Source organism: Armatimonadia bacterium (assembly GCA_039679385.1).
Lineage (GTDB): Bacteria > Armatimonadota > Zipacnadia > Zipacnadales > JABUFB01 > JAJFTQ01.
Map to the genome: position 1 here is coordinate 1 of JBDKVB010000063.1, position 17,449 is coordinate 17,449.

Annotated in this window: 13 protein-coding genes; 8 read left to right on the top strand and 5 right to left on the bottom strand. The window is 65.3% G+C overall.

Annotated elements, in window-relative coordinates; genetic code table 11:
* Positions 1-2,192: glycoside hydrolase domain-containing protein (locus ABFE16_06210; GenBank protein MEN6344882.1), on the top strand; the 2,192-nt coding region annotated here is incomplete at its 5' end.
* A 237-nt stretch (positions 2,193-2,429) separates the two neighbouring features.
* Complete coding sequence (locus tag ABFE16_06215; protein MEN6344883.1) at positions 2,430-2,633, top strand: cold-shock protein; 204 nt, start codon at positions 2,430-2,432, stop codon at positions 2,631-2,633.
* 98 nt (positions 2,634-2,731) lie between these two features.
* Here ABFE16_06215 and ABFE16_06220 read toward each other — a convergent pair whose 3' ends face one another.
* The 3 genes from ABFE16_06220 to ABFE16_06230 form a co-directional block, all read right to left on the bottom strand.
* Positions 2,732-3,469, bottom strand: coding sequence for an SDR family NAD(P)-dependent oxidoreductase (locus ABFE16_06220; GenBank protein ID MEN6344884.1), 738 nt, complete (start codon positions 3,467-3,469; stop codon positions 2,732-2,734).
* Between the two features lie 33 nt (positions 3,470-3,502).
* Positions 3,503-3,634, bottom strand: coding sequence for a hypothetical protein (locus ABFE16_06225; GenBank protein MEN6344885.1), 132 nt, complete (start codon positions 3,632-3,634; stop codon positions 3,503-3,505).
* A gap of 95 nt (positions 3,635-3,729) precedes the next feature.
* Entirely contained in the window at positions 3,730-4,785 is a 1,056-nt protein-coding gene (locus ABFE16_06230) for a Gfo/Idh/MocA family oxidoreductase (protein MEN6344886.1), read from the bottom strand.
* A gap of 332 nt (positions 4,786-5,117) precedes the next feature.
* Here ABFE16_06230 and ABFE16_06235 point away from each other — a divergent pair, with 332 nt between their 5' ends.
* The 5 genes from ABFE16_06235 to ABFE16_06255 all read left to right on the top strand — a co-directional run bounded on the left by ABFE16_06235 (position 5,118) and on the right by ABFE16_06255 (position 13,969).
* Positions 5,118-8,258, top strand: coding sequence for a LamG-like jellyroll fold domain-containing protein (locus ABFE16_06235; protein MEN6344887.1), 3,141 nt, complete (start codon positions 5,118-5,120; stop codon positions 8,256-8,258).
* A 67-nt stretch (positions 8,259-8,325) separates the two neighbouring features.
* Positions 8,326-10,674, top strand: a complete 2,349-nt coding sequence (locus ABFE16_06240) for a glycoside hydrolase family 9 protein (protein MEN6344888.1) — start codon at positions 8,326-8,328, stop codon at positions 10,672-10,674.
* Positions 10,675-10,755: 81 nt separating this feature from the next.
* The gene (locus tag ABFE16_06245) at positions 10,756-11,445 is read left to right on the top strand and encodes a hypothetical protein (GenBank protein MEN6344889.1); all 690 of its coding nucleotides are present in this window, start codon (positions 10,756-10,758) and stop codon (positions 11,443-11,445) included.
* A 146-nt stretch (positions 11,446-11,591) separates the two neighbouring features.
* The gene (locus tag ABFE16_06250; protein MEN6344890.1) at positions 11,592-12,872 is read left to right on the top strand and encodes a BamA/TamA family outer membrane protein; all 1,281 of its coding nucleotides are present in this window, start codon (positions 11,592-11,594) and stop codon (positions 12,870-12,872) included.
* Positions 12,873-12,913: 41 nt separating this feature from the next.
* Positions 12,914-13,969, top strand: a complete 1,056-nt coding sequence (locus tag ABFE16_06255) for a DPP IV N-terminal domain-containing protein (GenBank protein MEN6344891.1) — start codon at positions 12,914-12,916, stop codon at positions 13,967-13,969.
* Between the two features lie 59 nt (positions 13,970-14,028).
* On the opposite strand, the gene ABFE16_06260 is transcribed toward ABFE16_06255, so the two are convergent.
* Positions 14,029-15,183, bottom strand: coding sequence for a hypothetical protein (locus ABFE16_06260; protein MEN6344892.1), 1,155 nt, complete (start codon positions 15,181-15,183; stop codon positions 14,029-14,031).
* Between the two features lie 23 nt (positions 15,184-15,206).
* Positions 15,207-15,878 (bottom strand): hypothetical protein, encoded by a 672-nt coding sequence (locus tag ABFE16_06265; protein ID MEN6344893.1) that lies wholly within the window; start codon positions 15,876-15,878, stop codon positions 15,207-15,209.
* A 262-nt stretch (positions 15,879-16,140) separates the two neighbouring features.
* On the opposite strand from ABFE16_06265, the gene ABFE16_06270 reads away from it, so the two are divergent.
* Positions 16,141-17,376, top strand: a complete 1,236-nt coding sequence (locus tag ABFE16_06270; GenBank protein MEN6344894.1) for a PQQ-binding-like beta-propeller repeat protein — start codon at positions 16,141-16,143, stop codon at positions 17,374-17,376.
* The last annotated feature ends 73 nt before the right edge of the window (positions 17,377-17,449 follow it).

Sequence of the window (17,449 nt, forward strand, 5' to 3'; positions counted from 1 at the left end):
AGCTTGAGGACATCCTTGCGCGCCCGACCGCAGCGACGGCACAGGACTGGGCGCGAATCCGCCCGGACGCCCTCAAGCTGGCCGAGGAGGTCACGGCCTTGCGGGCCGCGAGCCTGCGCCTGCGTGCCTGGACGGTGTGGGGCGGCAAGACCGCGCCGGGTGTGAGCTTCGGCCTGGCGACCGCCCCGGCGATGGTCAAGGTGCGGCGTGACGGTCAGGACTTCGCCGGAGAGGTGGCACCGGAGCTGTCGCTATCTGCGGCCCGCAACGAGTCCGAGGGCGCCCAGGTGGTTGTCGTGTCCCTAACAGATCGTCTCCTCGACGTGCAGGCCGAGGTGGGAGAGCTGCAGGGGCCGGGTGGCGCGAAGCTCGCTGCCGGGAATGTCAAGCTGGGCCTGGTGGGATACGTCACGACGAGCAAGCCAGGCTACCGGACCGCCTACGTGGGCGACTGGCCCGACCCGATCCTGCCCTACAAGCCCTTCAGCCTCAAGGCCGGCGAGGTGCAGCCGCTGTGGGTGCGCCTGTACGTTCCGACGGGCACGCCGGCGGGTGACTATTCGGGCGTGATCACGGTCACCTCGGGACAGGAGCGCCGCGAGATGCGGCTCAAGCTCCACGTGTTCGACTTCGACCTGCCCCGGCGTCAGCACCTGGCGACGCCCTTCGGCTGCGACCCCTCCAGCTTGTCGCGGTGGTACACGGGCAGCGCCGACTACGAGGCCAAGATGCCCGTGGAGGTATGGCAGCGATGGAACCGGTTCCTCCTCGACTACCGCCTGACACCCACGCGCGTTGGCAGTTCCTATGTGAAGCGAGGTGTCGACGACCGCGGGCAGGTGACCTGGGACTACTCGATCACCGACCGCTGCATCGCTGACATCGCCGACCGCCTGCCACTCTCCGGCGTGGCAATGGCCGGGATCGGCTCCGTGGGCTGGTCGGCGATCTGGGGTGTCACCGTGAAGGCCGAAGGTGGCGCTCACAGCGGCCAGACCTGCGGGCGCGTGAGCTGGGCGAAGACCGACCACTGGCAGTCCCTCAGCCGTCCCATGCCCGGACAGGTCGTGGCTGAGCGCGGGTTCAAGTCCTTCCGGTTCTGGATCCGCGCCCTGGACTCCGCCTCGGCCGACCAGACCCTTGCCGCCTTCACTAACGGCTTTCCCACGCGCTTCGTCACTTCCTTCAAGGTTGGCGGCACCGACTGGCATGAGGTGCGGCTGCCGCTGGAGCAGTTCCACAACAACGCCACGGGCGCAGTCATGACCCCGGAGGACATCAAGTCCTGCGGCGACTTCCAGTTTGTGATTGGCAAGGCGGAGAAGCCGGTTGCTTTCCTTCTGGATGACGTGGTCGCGGAGTGCCGCGACGGGGACGTCGTGTTGGACGACTTCGAGGAGGCCACCCAGGTGGCACGCCTGAAGGCCGAGATGGGCGGCCAGCTTCAGCACTGGCAGGACAAGGGCTGGTTCCCGCTGGGCCATGTGTACGCCAAGGATGAGATTCAGCCGGCGGAGTATGAGCAACTGCTGCCGCTCTATCGTCGGGCCCTGGAGGCTTTCCCCGGCGCACCCTTGATGCAGACCTACTACATGAACCGTGCCCCTCAGGATTTGGTGGGCGTGGTCAAAACCTGGTGCGCCATCACCTCCGTCTACGATGACGACTTCCTCAGCGCCCGGCGCAAGGCAGGCGAGCAGACCTGGCTGTATGTCTGCTGCGGCCCCCAGCCGCCCTTCGCGAACTTCTTCATCGACCAGCCCGGCGTGGATCACCGCGTGCTGTTCTGGCAGACTTGGCAGAAACAGTGCACCGGCCTGCTATACTGGGAGACGAACTACTGGCACGGGATGATGCCGGCGGCCGCCGAGGATCCTCACTGGCCCGAGGTGCCCTGGGATCAGGCGCAGGTCGCCACGTACAAGGAGTTCAAGGTCAACGGAGACGGCTTTCTGATCTACCCGGGGCCGAACTGGGAGCCGTGGCCCTCGGTGCGCCTGGAGAACATCCGCGACGGCATCGAGGATTACGAGTACCTGTGGTTGCTGCGAGAGCGCGACCCCGGAAACAAGTTGCTACAGGTCGGTGATGACATTTCCCGGGACTTCACGCATTTCACGAAGGCCCCGCAGGTCCTCCAGCAGCGCCGCCTTGCCGTCGCCCAGGCTCTGGAGAAGCTCTCGCCGCGGTAGAATCGGCCACGGCACGACAGGGGGTATCGGAAATGGTTGTACGGCAGAGGCTCACTTAAAGAGAAGAAGGGGCTTGACGATTGGCCTGCAAAAAGTGTAATCTAAGATGCGCAATAATACGGAGCAATCCGTACCGAGCTGAGCGCCAGATCTCAGATCGTCAGTCAGCAGCACTCTCTTTATGGTAATGCTGACAGAGAATGGGACCGGCCAGCGAAAGAGGAGAGTGCTGTACATATGGCAACAGGCAAAGTCAAGTGGTTCAACGACACAAAGGGTTTCGGTTTCATCGAGGTCGACGGCGGCGGCGACGACGTCTTCGTCCACTTCTCGGCGATTTCCGGTGAGGGCTACCGAACCTTGGCTGAGGGTGCCGCAGTGGAGTTCGAGATCGTCAAGGACGCCAAGGGCCCCCGGGCGGACAACGTTCGCCTTCTGTAGTCGCGAACTAGGAACCAAAGAAACGGCCCGGATCATCGATCCGGGCCGTTTCCTTTTCCAGGGCTTGCTGACGGGCGCCGCGTCCATCATGAGGCGGGCTAGAGGCCGCCGATGCTGCGGCCGCCGTCGATCGTGTAGTTCTGCCCGGTGATGAAGGCCGCCTTGTCGGAGCACAGGTACAGGATGAGGTCCACGATCTCGATCGGCTCTGCCGCCCTGCCGAGGCGCGTCTTCATGTTGGCCATCGCCGCGCGCGTTAGTACTGGTCCGGGCGACACACAGCAAGCACGCACGCCATGGGGTGCGCCGTAGAGCGCGAGCGACTTCGTGAGGCCGATCATGCCGGCTTTGGAGGCGCCGTACTCGATCGCGCAGGAGCCGGTCACGCCGTCAACGGAGCCCAGATTGATGATGACGCCCTTGCCCCGCTCGATCATGTGGCCGAGGACGGCACGGGCGAAGTAGATCGGGCCGCGGAAGTTCACGTCAATGCCCCAGTCAATGACCTCCAGGTCGAGGTCCGGGAAGCCCTCCGAACGCCCCCACACTCGCGCAGCCGCACCCCCCGCGAAGTTGATAAGGATGTCGATGCCGCCGTAGGTCTCGATCGCCAGCGCCACGGCAGCTTTGACCTGCTCGTAGTCGCGGACGTCGACGACGGCGGGCGTCGCCTCGCCACCCCCTTCGCGGATGCCTGCGACGACAGCCTCGGCGGCCTCCCTGTTAACGTCCACTACTACGACTCTTGCGCCCTGCTCGGCCAGCTTCTCCGAGGCGAGCTTCCCCATGCCCGAGCCTGCCCCTGTTATGATCGCTGTTCGGTTCTCAAACTCCATGGTGGGCACCATCCAGGTTTGTGGTGTGACGGGTCAGCACTTCATGCTAAGTGTGCGGCCGCCGTCGATGATGTAGTTCTGTCCAGTGATGAAGTCGGCCTCATCGGGAGCGGGGAATGCTACGAGGTTCGCGACCACGACAGCAGTCTTGCCGTGAAGCTCCATGCGCCAAGACCTCCTGAGCAGAGGGTGTGGCCGTGTCTCTCGATTGTGCGGGGTGTGCGCTGGAGGAGGCGCACACCCCGGAGTCTGTCCTCGCCTCAGTAGATCGCCGGGTTCTGACGCTGACATTCCTCGATGACGGCGATCTGACGACGCACCTGGGCCGGTGTGACCTCAAGCGGAGCCCCGGTGGTGAGCGTGTTGTAGACCATCTGATAGAGGCGCCCGGTCGGCGGCAGGCCGGCCGGCGAGTCCTCCGGCGTCCAGCTCTCCGTGTACCAGATCAGTTCCTCGCCGCAGTAGGCGGGCTGGCCATCCGGCTTGCAGAGCGGCACCTCGATCAGGTGCTGCTGCGGCGCCTCCTCGGGCTTGAAGTACTTCCACTCCAGGCCCTTCCCCGCTGCGCGCATTCCGCCCTGAGTTCCATAGATGGCGTAGCTGCCGGGGCCATAGGGGCAGCAGGAGGAGATCTCCAGGTCGATCGTCGGGTGCCCCTCGCCGCCGAGCATCAACTTCACGTGGTCCTCGGCGTCGCCGTAGGTGTTGGCGCGGTCCATGCGGCAGCACACCTCGGGCATGCCTTCGCCGAAGAGTTGTAGCGCCTGATCGAGGGGATGCGGGCCGGTGTTGAGCAGGCTCCCTCCGTTGAACTTCTGCAAGGTCTGCCAGTCCCAGCGACGCCCGAAGTGGTTCCAGGCCATGTTGATCTGCACGATGCGGCCCAGGACTCCGGAGGCGATGATCTCCTGCACCTTGAGGAAGATCGGGGTGTAGCGGGACTGCTGGAAGATGGCCAGCACCTTGCCGGAGCGCTCGGCGGCGGCGACCAGGTCGTCGACCTCGGCGGCCCTGTGCGCCAGAGGCTTCTCACACAGGACATTGAACCCGGCGTCGAGGAACTCACGGGTAACGGGAACGTGCAGATGACTGGGGGTCGAGTTGACGATGAGGTCCAGGTCGTCGCGGGCCATCAGCTCGTGGTAGTCGGCGACCGCCTCACAGCCGAACTCCTCGACGGCGCGCTTGCGGCGGTCCTCCAGCAGGTCTGCTACGGCGACGATCTTGAAATGCTCGGAGGCTGTACGAAGATAGGCACCGTGGATGTCGCGGCCGCTGCGGCCCTGTCCGACGATGGCAAGGTTGAGCACTTTCATCGTGCGCGGCTCCTTCGTTCGTTATCTGTGTGCAGGGGCTCGGAGGGCAATCCTGCGAACCTTCGCAGGCGAAGTGCCCGGCCCAGGTGCCTCGCCGCAGTGACCAGTTGGGACGCGAACCTCCGGCGGAGCCTTCGTAGAGCCGGACGAAGCGAGAGTAGCCCGACTGGGGCACGGCGTCAAGGGAGGACTGGGACCACGTCTGCGATTGGCAAGGGCAGGAAAGCGCAAGCCCTCGAAGAAGAAGGGGCAGTACAAGATGCGACCACAGGTCCTTGCCGGGGGCTTCACCGGGCACAGGGAGGCAAGCGACGTCGATACGGGAGGCAAGGATGCCGCGAGTCTGCACGGCCGCACTGTTGACGGTTCTGCTGGGTACCTGCGCCGGCGCCTGGGCTCAGGAAGGACTGCTGCTGCACTACGCGCTCGATGAGGGGTCCGGAGGCGTAGCCACCGACACCTCGGGCAACAGACTGGACGGCACCGTGGCTGCTGCCTGGATCGACTCGCCCTCGGGCAACGCCTTGTCCCTCGATGGTCAGTCGAAGAGCATCGTGCGGGTGCAGGTTCCGCCTGCCTTGCGCTTCGGCAAGGACTCATGGACCTTCAGTGCATGGCTCAAGCCCACGCAGTTCTCCATTGAAGACCGCCAGAACCAGCGGCGCCTCTTCTCCTTCGGCACCTTCCCCGACAACAACCTGGTCATCGACCTGACCAGCTCCGGGCAGCTCACCTACTACTTTTGCTACCGCAGGGAGGACGGCACCATCGCCTCCTCCGGTGGCAGTGCGGGGGCGTCGCTGAAGCTTGGTGAATGGGCCTACGTGGCGTTGGTGTGTGATCGCACCAACGGGCGTGTGGAGCCCTACCTCAACGGATTCAGCCAGGGAGCGACGGACCTTGCGCCGGGCTTTGCGGGCGACTTCTCCCTGAACGGTGAGCTGACACTCGGCAGCGGCTGGCACAACTACTGGGGCCTGATGGATGAGGTGCGCATCTACCGCCGGGCGCTCCCCAGAGCGGAGATCAAGGCCGAATTCGCGCGCCTGAAGGACACCTTCGGGGCCATCGAATCACCTGAAGCGATTGCCGCAGAGAAGAGGGAAGCCCTGATGGAGACCTTCGCGAGGACCCATGAGGCCTGGGCCGCCGGTGACTTCGCAGCCGTCCGCGCCGCTTGTGTGCCGGTCCTGGGTTCGACTGATGCCCCTGACGCTCTGCGCAGCTATGCCCACCTACGAATCGCCCAGAGCTACCTTGCGGAAGGCAAGCCGGAACCTGCCCGAACCGAGTACGCCAAGATAGCGGGCACTGAGGGCTACCCCGAGGTGCATCGCGCCGAAGCTCAGCGACGGGTGGCGGAGCTTGACCGCGTCGCCCAGGGACTTCCGGCCCGCGATCCGACAGCCTCACGCACCCTTGTGCCGCGCGTGACGGACTTCGCTGCCGAGGTCTTCGTCTCACCGCAGGGGAGCGACGCCGGCGATGGCACCGCGGCGCATCCGGTGGCCAGTCTCGCCCATGCCCGCGACCTCGTCCGACAGCTCAAGGCCCAGGGCATCCACGGGCCGATAGCCGTCAACGTGCTGCCCGGCGAGTACCCCGTGAGCAAGACGCTGGAGCTCACCCTCCAGGATTCGGGTTCGCCTGATGCCCCGGTCGTGTATCGGGCCACCGAGCCCGGCAAGGCGGTCTTCTACGGCGGGACGCGGATCAGCGGCTTCCAGCCGGTGACGGACACGGCCACTCTGGAGCGACTTCCGCAAGAGGCCCGGGGCAAGGTGCTGCGCTGTGATCTGCGCGCCCAGGGCATCACCGACTACGGGCAGCTTGCGGTTCGCGGGTACGGCCAGCCACCGGCGCCGCCGACGCTGGAGCTGTTTGTGGACGGCAAGCCGATGCCCATCGCCCGCTGGCCCAATGCGGGTTTCGTGGGCATCGGCAAGCTCCTCGAGCCAGGATCCAGGGCGGAGAGGAAGCCATCGGTCTTCGAGTACCTCGATGATCGCCACGCTCGCTGGACCCAGGCCGAGGACGCCTGGCTGTTCGGCTACTTCCGCTACCTGTGGGCCGACGCCACCATCAAGGTCTCGAAGATCGACCCGGCGGCGCACACTGTGACCTGTGATGAGGCGTATCAGTATGGGCGCCCGGGCATGGACACGGGCCAGGGCATCCAGTACTACGCCTTCAACCTTCTGGAGGAGATCGACCAGCCGGGCGAGTGGTACCTGGACCGCAAGGCCGGTGTGCTGTACCTGTACCCGCCTGTGGACCTGAGCAAGGCCACCGTGGAGATCGGCATGATGTCGCTGCCGATGGTGACGGCGGACAAGGCCACTGACCTGCGCTTCGAGGGTCTGACCTTCGACCTGGGGCGCTCCAATGGCCTGGTGCTCACCGACTGCAGTCGCTGCCTGGTTGCCCGCTGCACTGTGAGCCGCATGGCCGGCAACGGCATCACGATCAGGGGCGGCGAGTCCGACGGACTGGTGGGCTGCGACATCCACACCCTTGGTCGTCGGGCGACCGAGGTGATCGGGGGCGACCGGAACACGCTTACGCCAGGTCGGCACTTCGTGGAGAACTGCAACATACACAGCTTCGGGCGCATCGACCGCACCTATACCCCGGCCATCCAGCTTGAGGGTGTGGGCAACCGCGTAGCGCACAACCTCATGTACGACGGCCCGAGCAGTGTCATGCGCATCGAGGGCAACGACCACGTCATCGAGTACAACGAGGTGTACAACGCTGTGCGCGAGTCGGATGACCAGGGCGCCATGGAGTTGTACGGCAATCCGACGTATCGCGGTGTGGTGTTCCGCTACAACCGCTTCACCAACTGCGGGAAGGCCGGCGTTGGTGCGGCGGTGCACGGTCAGGCGGCCATACGCCTTGATGACGCCATCAGCGGGATGCTCATCTACGGCAACGTGTTCGTCCGCAGCGCCAACGGCAACTTCGGCGGAGTGCAGATCAACAGCGGGCGCGACAACGTCATAGACAACAACCTGTTCGTGGACTGCAAGCAGGGCATCAGCGGCGGCTGGAGCGGCGGCAACAACGTCTGGCGGCAGATTGCGGAGAAGAAGCAGCCGGCCGCCGTCATCATGAGCGACCTGTACCTGCAGCGCTATCCGCAGATCGCGACGATGATGGAGGACCCCGGCATCAACCACGTGTGGCGCAATGTGTTCTTCCGCTGCGGGGCGATGGTTACCGGCAACCGTCGCAACCTGGACCTCGTGGAGAACGGAGTCTTTGCCGAGGAAGACCCCGGTTTCGTGGATGCCGCGAAGGATGACTATCGGCTGAAGCCTGGTGCGTCGCTGTTCGCAACGGTTGGATTCGAGCCGATTCCGCGGGACGAGATTGGCCTGTACCCCGACGTCTACCGGGCCAGTTGGCCGGTGGTGACGACGCCCGAACCAGTACCCGACTGGCGGCCGAAGCCGAAGACGGGGCAGTGAGCACAGAGCCCTGCAGGCGGCGATACCGTCGGTCGGCTCTCAACCCCTCTGGGAGGTGCGGTAGGCCATGCGAACCCTCTGCCTCGCGGTCCTTTTGTGTGCGCCTTGCGTTGTGCGGGCTGACGATCCGCCGCGCGTTGCCGGTCTCTGTGTCGTGGCGCCTGCGATTGTGGCCGTCTCGATCGACGCCGGGCGCGTGGAACTGGGTGACCAGGTTCCCTACGTGCCGCAACAGGGCGATCGGAAGCTGGCCGGACAGGGCGGCAAAGGTGGCTGGCTCCAGCGTGGCGGCAAGACCATCGGCGGCTTCGTGGGACCGAAGGGCGACGTGGTGCAGCTCTTCGATCGCCTGCTCGGAGAGCCCCTGGACACGAATTGGGCCGACCAACGCGCCTCCTACGCTCTGTCCTCTACTGATGACCCCACTTACCGCGAGCCCGTGCAGCCCCTGAAGGTCACGCGCAAGAGCAAGCCCAGCGGACTGGCCCGCACCGCCGGCTGGGAGTTCAAGGCGCCGGTGAGGCATGTGCTGTACCTGACCTTGCCGCAGCCGCTCCAGACGGGGAAGCACTACAGCCTGCGCTTCGCGGGAGACCGCCTGCCCGCAGTGGAGTTCACGCACGATCCTGCCACGCGTACCACCGAGGCCCTGCACGTTACGCAGATTGGCTTCCGGCCTGACGACCCCGTCAAGTTGGCCTTCCTCTCCTGCTGGACGGGCGCCGGAGGCCTGGAGTACCAGGTCGGCACTCCCTTCCGCGTGGTAGAGGACGCCGGCGGAGCGGTGGTTGCTCAGGGACAGGTGGCGCTCTCTCGTGCTGCGGAGGAGCCGGAGGACGTCTACAGGCGCAACTACAACGGGGTGAACGTGTACGTCCTGGACTTCTCCCAGTTGACGCGTGCGGGACGCTACCGCGTGGTGCTGGAAGGTATCGGGTGCTCTGAGCCCTTCGAGATCGGCGCCGAGGTCTGGCGCAAGGCCTTCCTCGTCTCTGCCCGCGGCTTCTACCATCAGCGCAGCGGCATCGCCCTGGGGCCACCCTACAGCGACTACCGTCGACCTCGCTGCTTCCGTCCAGAGGACGGGATGACGGTCTACGCCTCGACGTGCTCGCTCATGGACAGCGGTAACGGCCTCAACGCGAAGGGCACCGACAGGAACAACTTCGGGAATCTGGTGGCGGGCAAGACGGACGAGATCGTCCCCAACGCCTGGGGCGGGTACTTCGACGCCGGTGACTGGGACCGGCGCATCCAGCACTTGGAGGCGACCCGGCTGCTGCTGGAGTTGGTCGACGAGTTCCCCCAGTTCGCCGCCTCGGCCGGGCTCAACCTTCCGGAGTCCGGCAGCGGCCTCCCCGACCTGGTCAGCGAGAGCCTGTGGAACCTGGACTGCTATCGCCGGATGCAGAGGGCTGACGGCAGTATCCGCGGGGGCATCGAGTCCTCGGAGCACCCGGTTTTCGGCGAGGCAAGCTGGCAGGAGTCCCTCACGGTGATGGCCTACGCTCCCGATCCGTGGTCCAGCTACCTCTATGCCGGTGTGGCGGCAAGGGCGGCCTGGGTGCTGAATCGCCTGAACCCGGATCTGTCGCAGACCTACCGGGCCAGCGCCCTGCGAGCCATGGAGTGGGCTGAGAAGCAGTGGGTTGCGAGCGGTGGCCAAGGCCTGCCCTTCCAGGTGCGCGACGAGAGGAACCTGGCGGCCCTGGAGCTGTTCCGCCTCACCGGTGAGAGCCGCTGGCACGCGGTGTTCCTGGAGCAGACGGTCTTCACCGACCCCAGCGCTGTCCTCTGCATCTGGAAGAAGCACGACCAGCGCGATGCAGCCTTCCTGTATGCGACTCTGCAGCGCGAGCGGATGGACGAGAAGGTGCGGGCTAACTGTCGCGCAGCGATCCTGCGTGCGGCAGACGTGTCCGCCCAGGTGTCGGCGACCTCCGGCTTCGGGTGGTCGAAGACCCTTGACCAGTGGCAGCCGGTGAGTTGGGGACTGCTCGGGTTCCCGCAGGCGGTGCCCCTCGTGCGGGCACACCGTCTGACCGGCGACCCGAAGTACCTGACTGCGGCGGTCCGTGCTGCGCAGTACGCGGCAGGCGCGAACCCGATGAACCTGTGCATGACCACGGGAGTGGGGCTGCACTGGCCGCAGAACCCGCTGGTGGTGGATGCCCGCGTCAGCCACTCCGCATCGCCGCCGGGCATCACGGTCTTCGGCCCGAAGGACACCCGCGGCACCGAGAACCAGTTCCTGCTCAAGCCCCTGCGGGCGACCTTCCAGCCGCCGCCGGAGGAGTGGCCGACGACCGAGGCGTACTTCGACCTCTACCTGTACCCGGAGATCAACGAGTTCACGGTGAACAGCACGATGGGCCCCAATGCCTACGTCTGGGGCTATCTGGCAGCACGACCGTGAAGGCGCGGCACAGAGCCTCAGACAAGGGACGGCCGGTAGCCGGAAGGTAGGCTCCAGACTGCCGGAGGGTGAGTGACGGATATGGTGGACCGCAGAGCCAGAGACGAGCTAGTCGCCGTGATCGAGCGCTACCTGAACGACGAGATCCTGGCCTTCGAGTTCGCTGACGCCACCGAGAAGGCTGCCAAGGGGTCGGAGGACCGATCGGTCTGGGAAGTGGTGTTCTGGCTCTGGTTCACCTACGATGATCTCACCAACCACAAGGTGATAGCCAGCAAGTCGCTATGGGACTGGTTCCAGCGGCTGCTGCTCCTCCTGAAGTCGGACGGCGAGATCGTGCTGACCCGTCGACGGGAATGGACCCGGCGACAGGCGTGGGCCGCTTGCGGCGTCGTGGCCTTCGTCGCCAGCACCTTCGCGACGGGGTTCACGTCACTGCTCCTCCTCCCGTGTGCACTGCTTGGCTGCCTGGCGCTGGTGCTGAACCGGTGGCAGCGTCGCGACGAGAAGGCTCGTACCGGCGACTCCGAGATTCTCTTCCCCTTCGCATCGGTAGGCGAGATGCTGGCGGTCCGCAGGAGTGTGTCCGGCTTCCGCAAGTGTCGGTACCCGAGCCGATTGGAGAAGCGCCGCCTCCGAGGTGACTTTCTGGATCTCGGCCTCGTGATCCGGACCTTCCCGCTGATTCTCGTGTTCTCGCCCCTGGTGCTCTTGCTGCAGTCCTTCCCCGAGAAGGCCTCCGAGTGCCGCGTCGCTATCACCGCTCCCTAGGACGAAGGTCCAGTAGGCACGCTTCGGAGCCGCCGCTACACTGGTACCGTTCAGGTGGAGCGCGGGGCCTTCGACCGCGTCTGCTTGCCGATGACCTGAGGTTCTCGACGCCGTCGCCCGGCAAGACTGCCACGGGGAGCGATAGGATGAAGACCGCTATCGGCTCATCAAGAAACAGGCGCAGTGCGGGCAACTGGTGTGGCCCTATCCAGACGGCGTTCCTGCCCGCAGTGATCCTGCTGTTGGCCTCGACGGTGCTCGCAGAGCAGACTGGAACGGGGAGTGACCCGGCCGCAGTCCCTCCGCCGGCCGAAGCCCCGAAGGAGGCGCCTCCGCCTCTACCGCCAGGCTACTCGAGTATCCCGCAGCCCCCGCTGGATATACCGACCGCCCAGATAGTGCCGAAGAAGGGCGGCATGCCGGGCGAGTTGGTCATTGCGCCGGTGCCCTTCTCCAACCCCACCTTCGAGTCGGGTCTTGGTCTGGGAGTCGGGTACATCTACAAGCCTGATCGCAAGGACAAGGTCTCGCCACCCAGCATCGTGGGCATCGGAGGCCTCTACACGGAGAACGGTAGCTGGGGCGTCGGCGCCCTGGGCAAGTACTACCTCCAGGAGGACAGGCTCAGGCTCGCCGGTCTCGTGGCCTACGCGGATGTCGGCTTCAAGTTCTTCGGCATCGGACAGGATGCAGGCGAGAGAGGCCTGTATGTCGACCTGGCCGAGAAGCTCGACCTGATCCTCGTGCAGGCGCTCCGTCGGGTGAAGCCCAACACCTTCGCCGGTGTGCGTCTCGAGTACATCAGGGGAGAGTTCAGTGTGACGTTGCCCGGGACGCACATCCCCGATGATATCTCCATGCCGACCCCGGGGTTCACGGCGCAGACAGTCGGCATCGGCCTGCGCTGTCAGTACGACACCCGAGACAACAGCTTCGCGCCCGTGAGAGGCGTCTACATCGACCTGGGTATCGACGCCTTCGATGACCTCTGGGGCAGCGACTATGACTACCAGGCCTTCGAGGTCGCGCTGAACCGCTACCTGTCGCTGAGCAAGAACGAAGTTGTGGCGGTGCGAGGCTATGGGCGCTTTACAGCCGGGGATGTTCCCTTCTGGGGGATGAGCTGCTTCGGCATGCACAATGACCTGAGAGGCTACACCAGCGGCCAGTACCGGGACCGGCACATGATCGCGACCCAGGCTGAGTACCGGCGTCAGCTCACCAAGAAAGTCGGGACCGTCTTCTTCGCTGGGATTGGTGCGGTAGCTCCCGGCATCGATGACTTCAACATCGACGACAGGTTGACGAGCTTCGGGCTCGGAGTGCGGTACAGGCTCACTCCGCTGACGCCGCTGAACTACAGCATCGACTGGGCCTACGCCGAGGGCGACAACTCACTAATCTTCTCGGTCGGCGAAGCCTTCTGAGGACTTCGAAGGAACGCCTTCGGGCGAAAGGGAGGCTCGTGATGCAGTCCGGCAAGTCTCTCCTGGTGCTACTGGTGCTGTGCAGCCTGATTGGCCTCGCCGGCTGCGGCGGTGCGGAACACAAGGACTCCGACGGGGAGGTACCGCACACCACCCTCGGAGTGGTGCCCGCACCGGTGGGCGATGGAGTCCTCTTCGCGAGGACCAGCGGCGTGGCCAACCTCGACCTCTACCTCGCTCACCTCGGGGCAACGGGGCAGAAGATACTGGCCGGCGATCCGCGCAACGACCTGCAGCCGGCATGGTCTCCGGACGCTCAGAAGGTCGTCTTTACCAGCTTCCGCGACGGCCAGGCGGACATCTTCATAATGAGCGCGACCGGCACCGGCGTGGTGAACCTCACGAACAACGCAGCACGAGACGCCGCTCCGGCCTGGTCACCCGATGGCACCAGGATCGCCTTCGCGACCGACCGCGACGGTCAGTTCGAGATCTACACGATGAAGGCTGATGGAACAGGGCTGACCAACCTGACCCAGAGCGCTGAGCACGAGTACAGCCCCGTGTGGTCACCGGACGGAAGCAGGATCGCCTTCATCAGTGACTCACACGCCCAACTGACGGCGCCCCAGATCTGCGTGATGGGATCTGACGGGACGGGACGACGGGTACTGGTCGGCAGAAGCCTCGCGAACTCCCAGCCGGTGTGGTCGCCTGACGGCACACGTCTGGCCTACGTCGGCCTGGAGAAGGGCAACGTCGAGGTGTTTGCGGTGCCGGCTACCGGCGGCCTGCCTGTGAACCTCACCAACAGCCCCGGCCTGGACGAAGCGCCGGCCTGGAGCCCGGACGGTCAGTCCCTTGCCTTCGTGAGTACGCGCGACGGGAACGCCGATATCTACGTGATGGACGCCGACGGCACCGACCAGACCCGCCTGACAGACAACTCGTATCAGGACAGGAGCCCGGCGTGGGATGCCTCCGGCGAGTTCATCGTCTTCCTGAGTGCGCGCGCCTCGCGCGTCGGGTCGCTGGAAGTCTTCGTGATGAAGGCTGACGGCACCGACCAGCATGCGGTCACCACCTTCGGCGACTGACAGCGGGAGGGGTGGCAATCGCTCCGACGCGGTCCACCTCGAAGGGACCACCGGTCGGGCTAAGCCCAGAGCTCCTGCAGCATCTCCTGCATGGCTGCCTTGGTGATCTTCTCGCCCTCCGGCGCGACCCCGGTGGTGTTCGCCTCGTAGCCTCCCTCTTCGTACACCTCGGGCGTGCATAGGTAGCCGATGTTGCCGTCGCTGTAGCCAAGAACCAGCGTCTCGGCGCAAGGTGACTGTGCCCGGCCGAAGAGCGCAAACTCCACAAAGGCCTCGGCGCCCAGGGTCAAGAGGATCGCGTCGCCGAGTCGCCAGCCACGGAGCGCCAGCTCCCGCGTCTTGGCAGCGTCTTCCTTCGCCGGAAGGACCACGTCGCGACGGGCAGTCCGGATCGGCAGCGGGTTGAGAGGACGCAGGTTCTGCAGCGCCGCCTCAACACTCGTCGCAGCGTCGCGACCGTGCTGCTCGACCTCCTCAAAGGTACCCCTCACGCCGTTGACCTTGGAATAGTACGGGTCCTGATCGGCTCCGCACCCCTGCAGAAAGACCGCCCGCGTGTCTGGCAGGTCGGCCTCAAGGTGGGCTTTGGCGGCTCCCATCCACTCGGCGGAGAGGGTAAGGTTCTGGCCGCCGAGAGTCGTGCCGTGCATGGGGAGGCTGAAGAGAACAACATCGGGCGCGTCCTGACGTGCGAAGCGCCAGACCGTGACTTCCTTCAAGGTGGGGCCATCGGGGTTGTGACCCAGGATGACGCCGTCGGGCGTATGCTCCCGGCGATTGCAGCCGATGTCCAGCGGCGCATGACCGCAGGAGAACTCCGCCGGTGCAAAGTCGGCAAGCGCTGCTACAGCAGCCGCCGCGCTCTCCTCGCCCACGCGGGAGCGATAGCCCGAATCCACCCCCTCGTCCCTGTAAGCCGACACGCGCGGGCCTGCATGAGTGTGGGAGGTGTTGAGCAGCATCTGCTCCGGCGACAGCCCGGTCTTGGCCGAGATCGCACCCTTGATCTCCGCGGCCAGATCGTTGTTGAAGGAGATCAAGTCATAGGCCAGCAGGAGCAAGGTCGTGCCCGTGGCCTGAAGCGCGACAGCGTCGACGAAGAGGTCATCGTGCACCTCCTGGGCGCCCTCGGTACGCTGGCCGTATCCTGACATCTTGATGCCCAGCGGGGGCGTGACACAGCGTCGTGCATGGCCTACCTGGAGTGTGCTCACGGATCGTCCCTCCCTATGTACCTTCAGCGAGTGATGGTGAAGTCAATGATGCGGCAGATGCCTTCGCAACCTTCGACGCCGAGGTACAACCCCGGCGTGAGAGTCGGGATCAGCACACCTATCTGATGGCCCTCCACCGATATCTCCAGCGTCTTGGCCTTGCGCTTCAGCGTCAGTTTGTAGGGCGTATCGGCCTTGAGCGGGAACCTGCAGTAGGCGGTGAGCTCATGCGTGGGCTTGCCGTCGCGGAGGAAGTGGTGCCACAGGTTGATGCCCTTCTCGTAGAGGATGAGCTCGTAGAACTCGCCGTACTGCGGTCGCCCCTGGGCATCGGGCGCCAAGTCCTGGACCACGACGAATCCCGGTGCCGCACCCGGGCCGATCTCCAGCGTGCCGGAGACAGTGAGGTCGCCGACGAACTGCTTACTGTAGACCATCGTCGTGAGGGTCTCGTTGAAGGAGCGCAGCAGCGCCGGATCGGCAGGCACCTCGTTCTCCAGGCAGTTGTCGCGCTGCACCCACTTGCCCAGACGCGTCGCGGTCGGCGCCTTCGCGAGGGTCCAGTCAGCCGGGCTCCAGGCATCCCTCGCGAAGGAGGCGGATACCAGTGTCTCTGGCTCTGCCGCAAGGACGGTGGCAGCCAAGGCGAACAGCATAAGGGCACAGCACAGGCATATCACAAAACTACGGACCACGTTCGACACCTCGGTTCTCGGTCTAGGGCGGCCCCACGGGAGGACGCCGAGTGGTGACACTCTTCCCCATGAGTGAAGGGGCGACCTTCGAGGTGGAGGCCCCTCAGAGGCTGCCGGTTCGCGACGGGGACGATGGACTGTCCGGCAGGCCTCCCAGCAGCAGGAGTAATCGTCGCGGACGCGAATCTGAACAAAGGTGGGTGTCGAGGGAGAACCTCTGGCGCTTTGTGGCGTCTCCTGAGTAGGAAAGGGAGGAGCGATAATGAAAGCAACAAACCGTTTGGCCGCCGTGATGATGGTCTGTGTGCTCGTGACGTGCGTAGGTTGTGCCCTCGCGCAGGACTGGCCTCAGTGGCGTGGCCCTGCCCGCGATGGGAAGGTTGCGGCCTTCACCGCACCTCCGACTTGGCCTGCTGCCTTCACGCAGAAGTGGAAGGTCTCCGTGGGAGCCGGTGATGGGACCCCTGCCCTGGTGGGCGAGCGCCTCTATGTCTTCACACGCCAGGGCGACCAGGAGGTCATCTCCTGCCTGAACGCGGGCGACGGGAGCCAGGTCTGGCAGGACAAGTACACCGCGCCGGCCGCAGCCGGCCCGTCCGCGCGGCAGCATCCGGGACCGAGAAGCTCGCCGGCTGTGGCTGAGGGCAAGGTTGTGAGCCTGGGCCTCACGGGCATCGTGTCCTGCCTTGAGGCTGCCGAGGGCAAGCTGCTGTGGCGCAAGGATCCCTTCCCCGGCGTGACGCCAAGATTCTACACGGCCTCGTCGCCACTCATCACCGATGGGATGGCCATCGTGTATGTCGGCGGTCCGGGCAACGGAGCCCTTGTGGCCTTCGACCTCGCGACCGGAGATGAGAAGTGGCGATGGGGCGGAGAGGGCCCGGACTACAGTTCACCCGTTCTGCTGACCGTCGAGGGAACCAAGCAGGTGGTGTCGCTCTCAGAGAAGGGCGTCGTCGGAGTGGGCGCGGCAGACGGGAAGCTGCTGTGGCAAGTGCCCTTCGCGCCCGCGGGTATGGCGTACAACGCCGCGACGCCGATCGTCGATGGGCAGACTGTGATCTACACGGGATCGGGGCGCGGCACCCATGCGGTGAAGATCGAGAAGAAGGGAGACGGCTTCGCCACGAGCGAGGTATGGACCAACCCGGAGATCGGCTGCCAGTTCTGCACGCCGGTGCTCCAGGGCGGCATGCTCTATGGCCTCTCCCGGTCCGGGAACCTGTTCTGCGTCGATGCGCAGACCGGCAAGACGGCCTGGAGCGATGCTACCTCGCGCGACCGCGGCGGCTTCGGGGCGATGGTGAATCTGGGTTCCGCAATCCTGGCGCTGCCCAGTTCCGGTGAGCTGGTCATCCTCAAGCCCGACAATACTCAGTACTCCGAGTTGGGGCACGTCAAGGTGGCTGATACTGCGACCTATGCCTGCCCCGTGGTGGCGGGGAATCGAATCTTCGTCAAGGACGCGGATAGCTTGACGCTGTGGACTTTGCCCTGACACCCATCAGGGCCAGGCTTAGTGCCCGCGAAGGGGGCGCCGTCCAGTGCTGTGCCTCCCCTCTGGATGGCGC

Bases quoted from the DNA above. Each gene is read 5' to 3' on its own strand.
- ABFE16_06230 (MEN6344886.1), bottom strand. From the start codon at position 4,785: ATGAAAGTGCTCAACCTTGCCATCGTCGGACAGGGCCGCAGCGGCCGC.
- ABFE16_06245 (MEN6344889.1), top strand. From the start codon at position 10,756: ATGGTGGACCGCAGAGCCAGAGACGAGCTAGTCGCCGTGATCGAGCGC.
- ABFE16_06250 (MEN6344890.1), top strand. From the start codon at position 11,592: ATGAAGACCGCTATCGGCTCATCAAGAAACAGGCGCAGTGCGGGCAAC.
- ABFE16_06235 (MEN6344887.1), top strand. From the start codon at position 5,118: ATGCCGCGAGTCTGCACGGCCGCACTGTTGACGGTTCTGCTGGGTACC.
- ABFE16_06220 (MEN6344884.1), bottom strand. From the start codon at position 3,469: ATGGAGTTTGAGAACCGAACAGCGATCATAACAGGGGCAGGCTCGGGC.
- ABFE16_06215 (MEN6344883.1), top strand. From the start codon at position 2,430: ATGGCAACAGGCAAAGTCAAGTGGTTCAACGACACAAAGGGTTTCGGT.
- ABFE16_06225 (MEN6344885.1), bottom strand. From the start codon at position 3,634: ATGGAGCTTCACGGCAAGACTGCTGTCGTGGTCGCGAACCTCGTAGCA.
- ABFE16_06240 (MEN6344888.1), top strand. From the start codon at position 8,326: ATGCGAACCCTCTGCCTCGCGGTCCTTTTGTGTGCGCCTTGCGTTGTG.
- ABFE16_06255 (MEN6344891.1), top strand. From the start codon at position 12,914: ATGCAGTCCGGCAAGTCTCTCCTGGTGCTACTGGTGCTGTGCAGCCTG.
- ABFE16_06270 (MEN6344894.1), top strand. From the start codon at position 16,141: ATGAAAGCAACAAACCGTTTGGCCGCCGTGATGATGGTCTGTGTGCTC.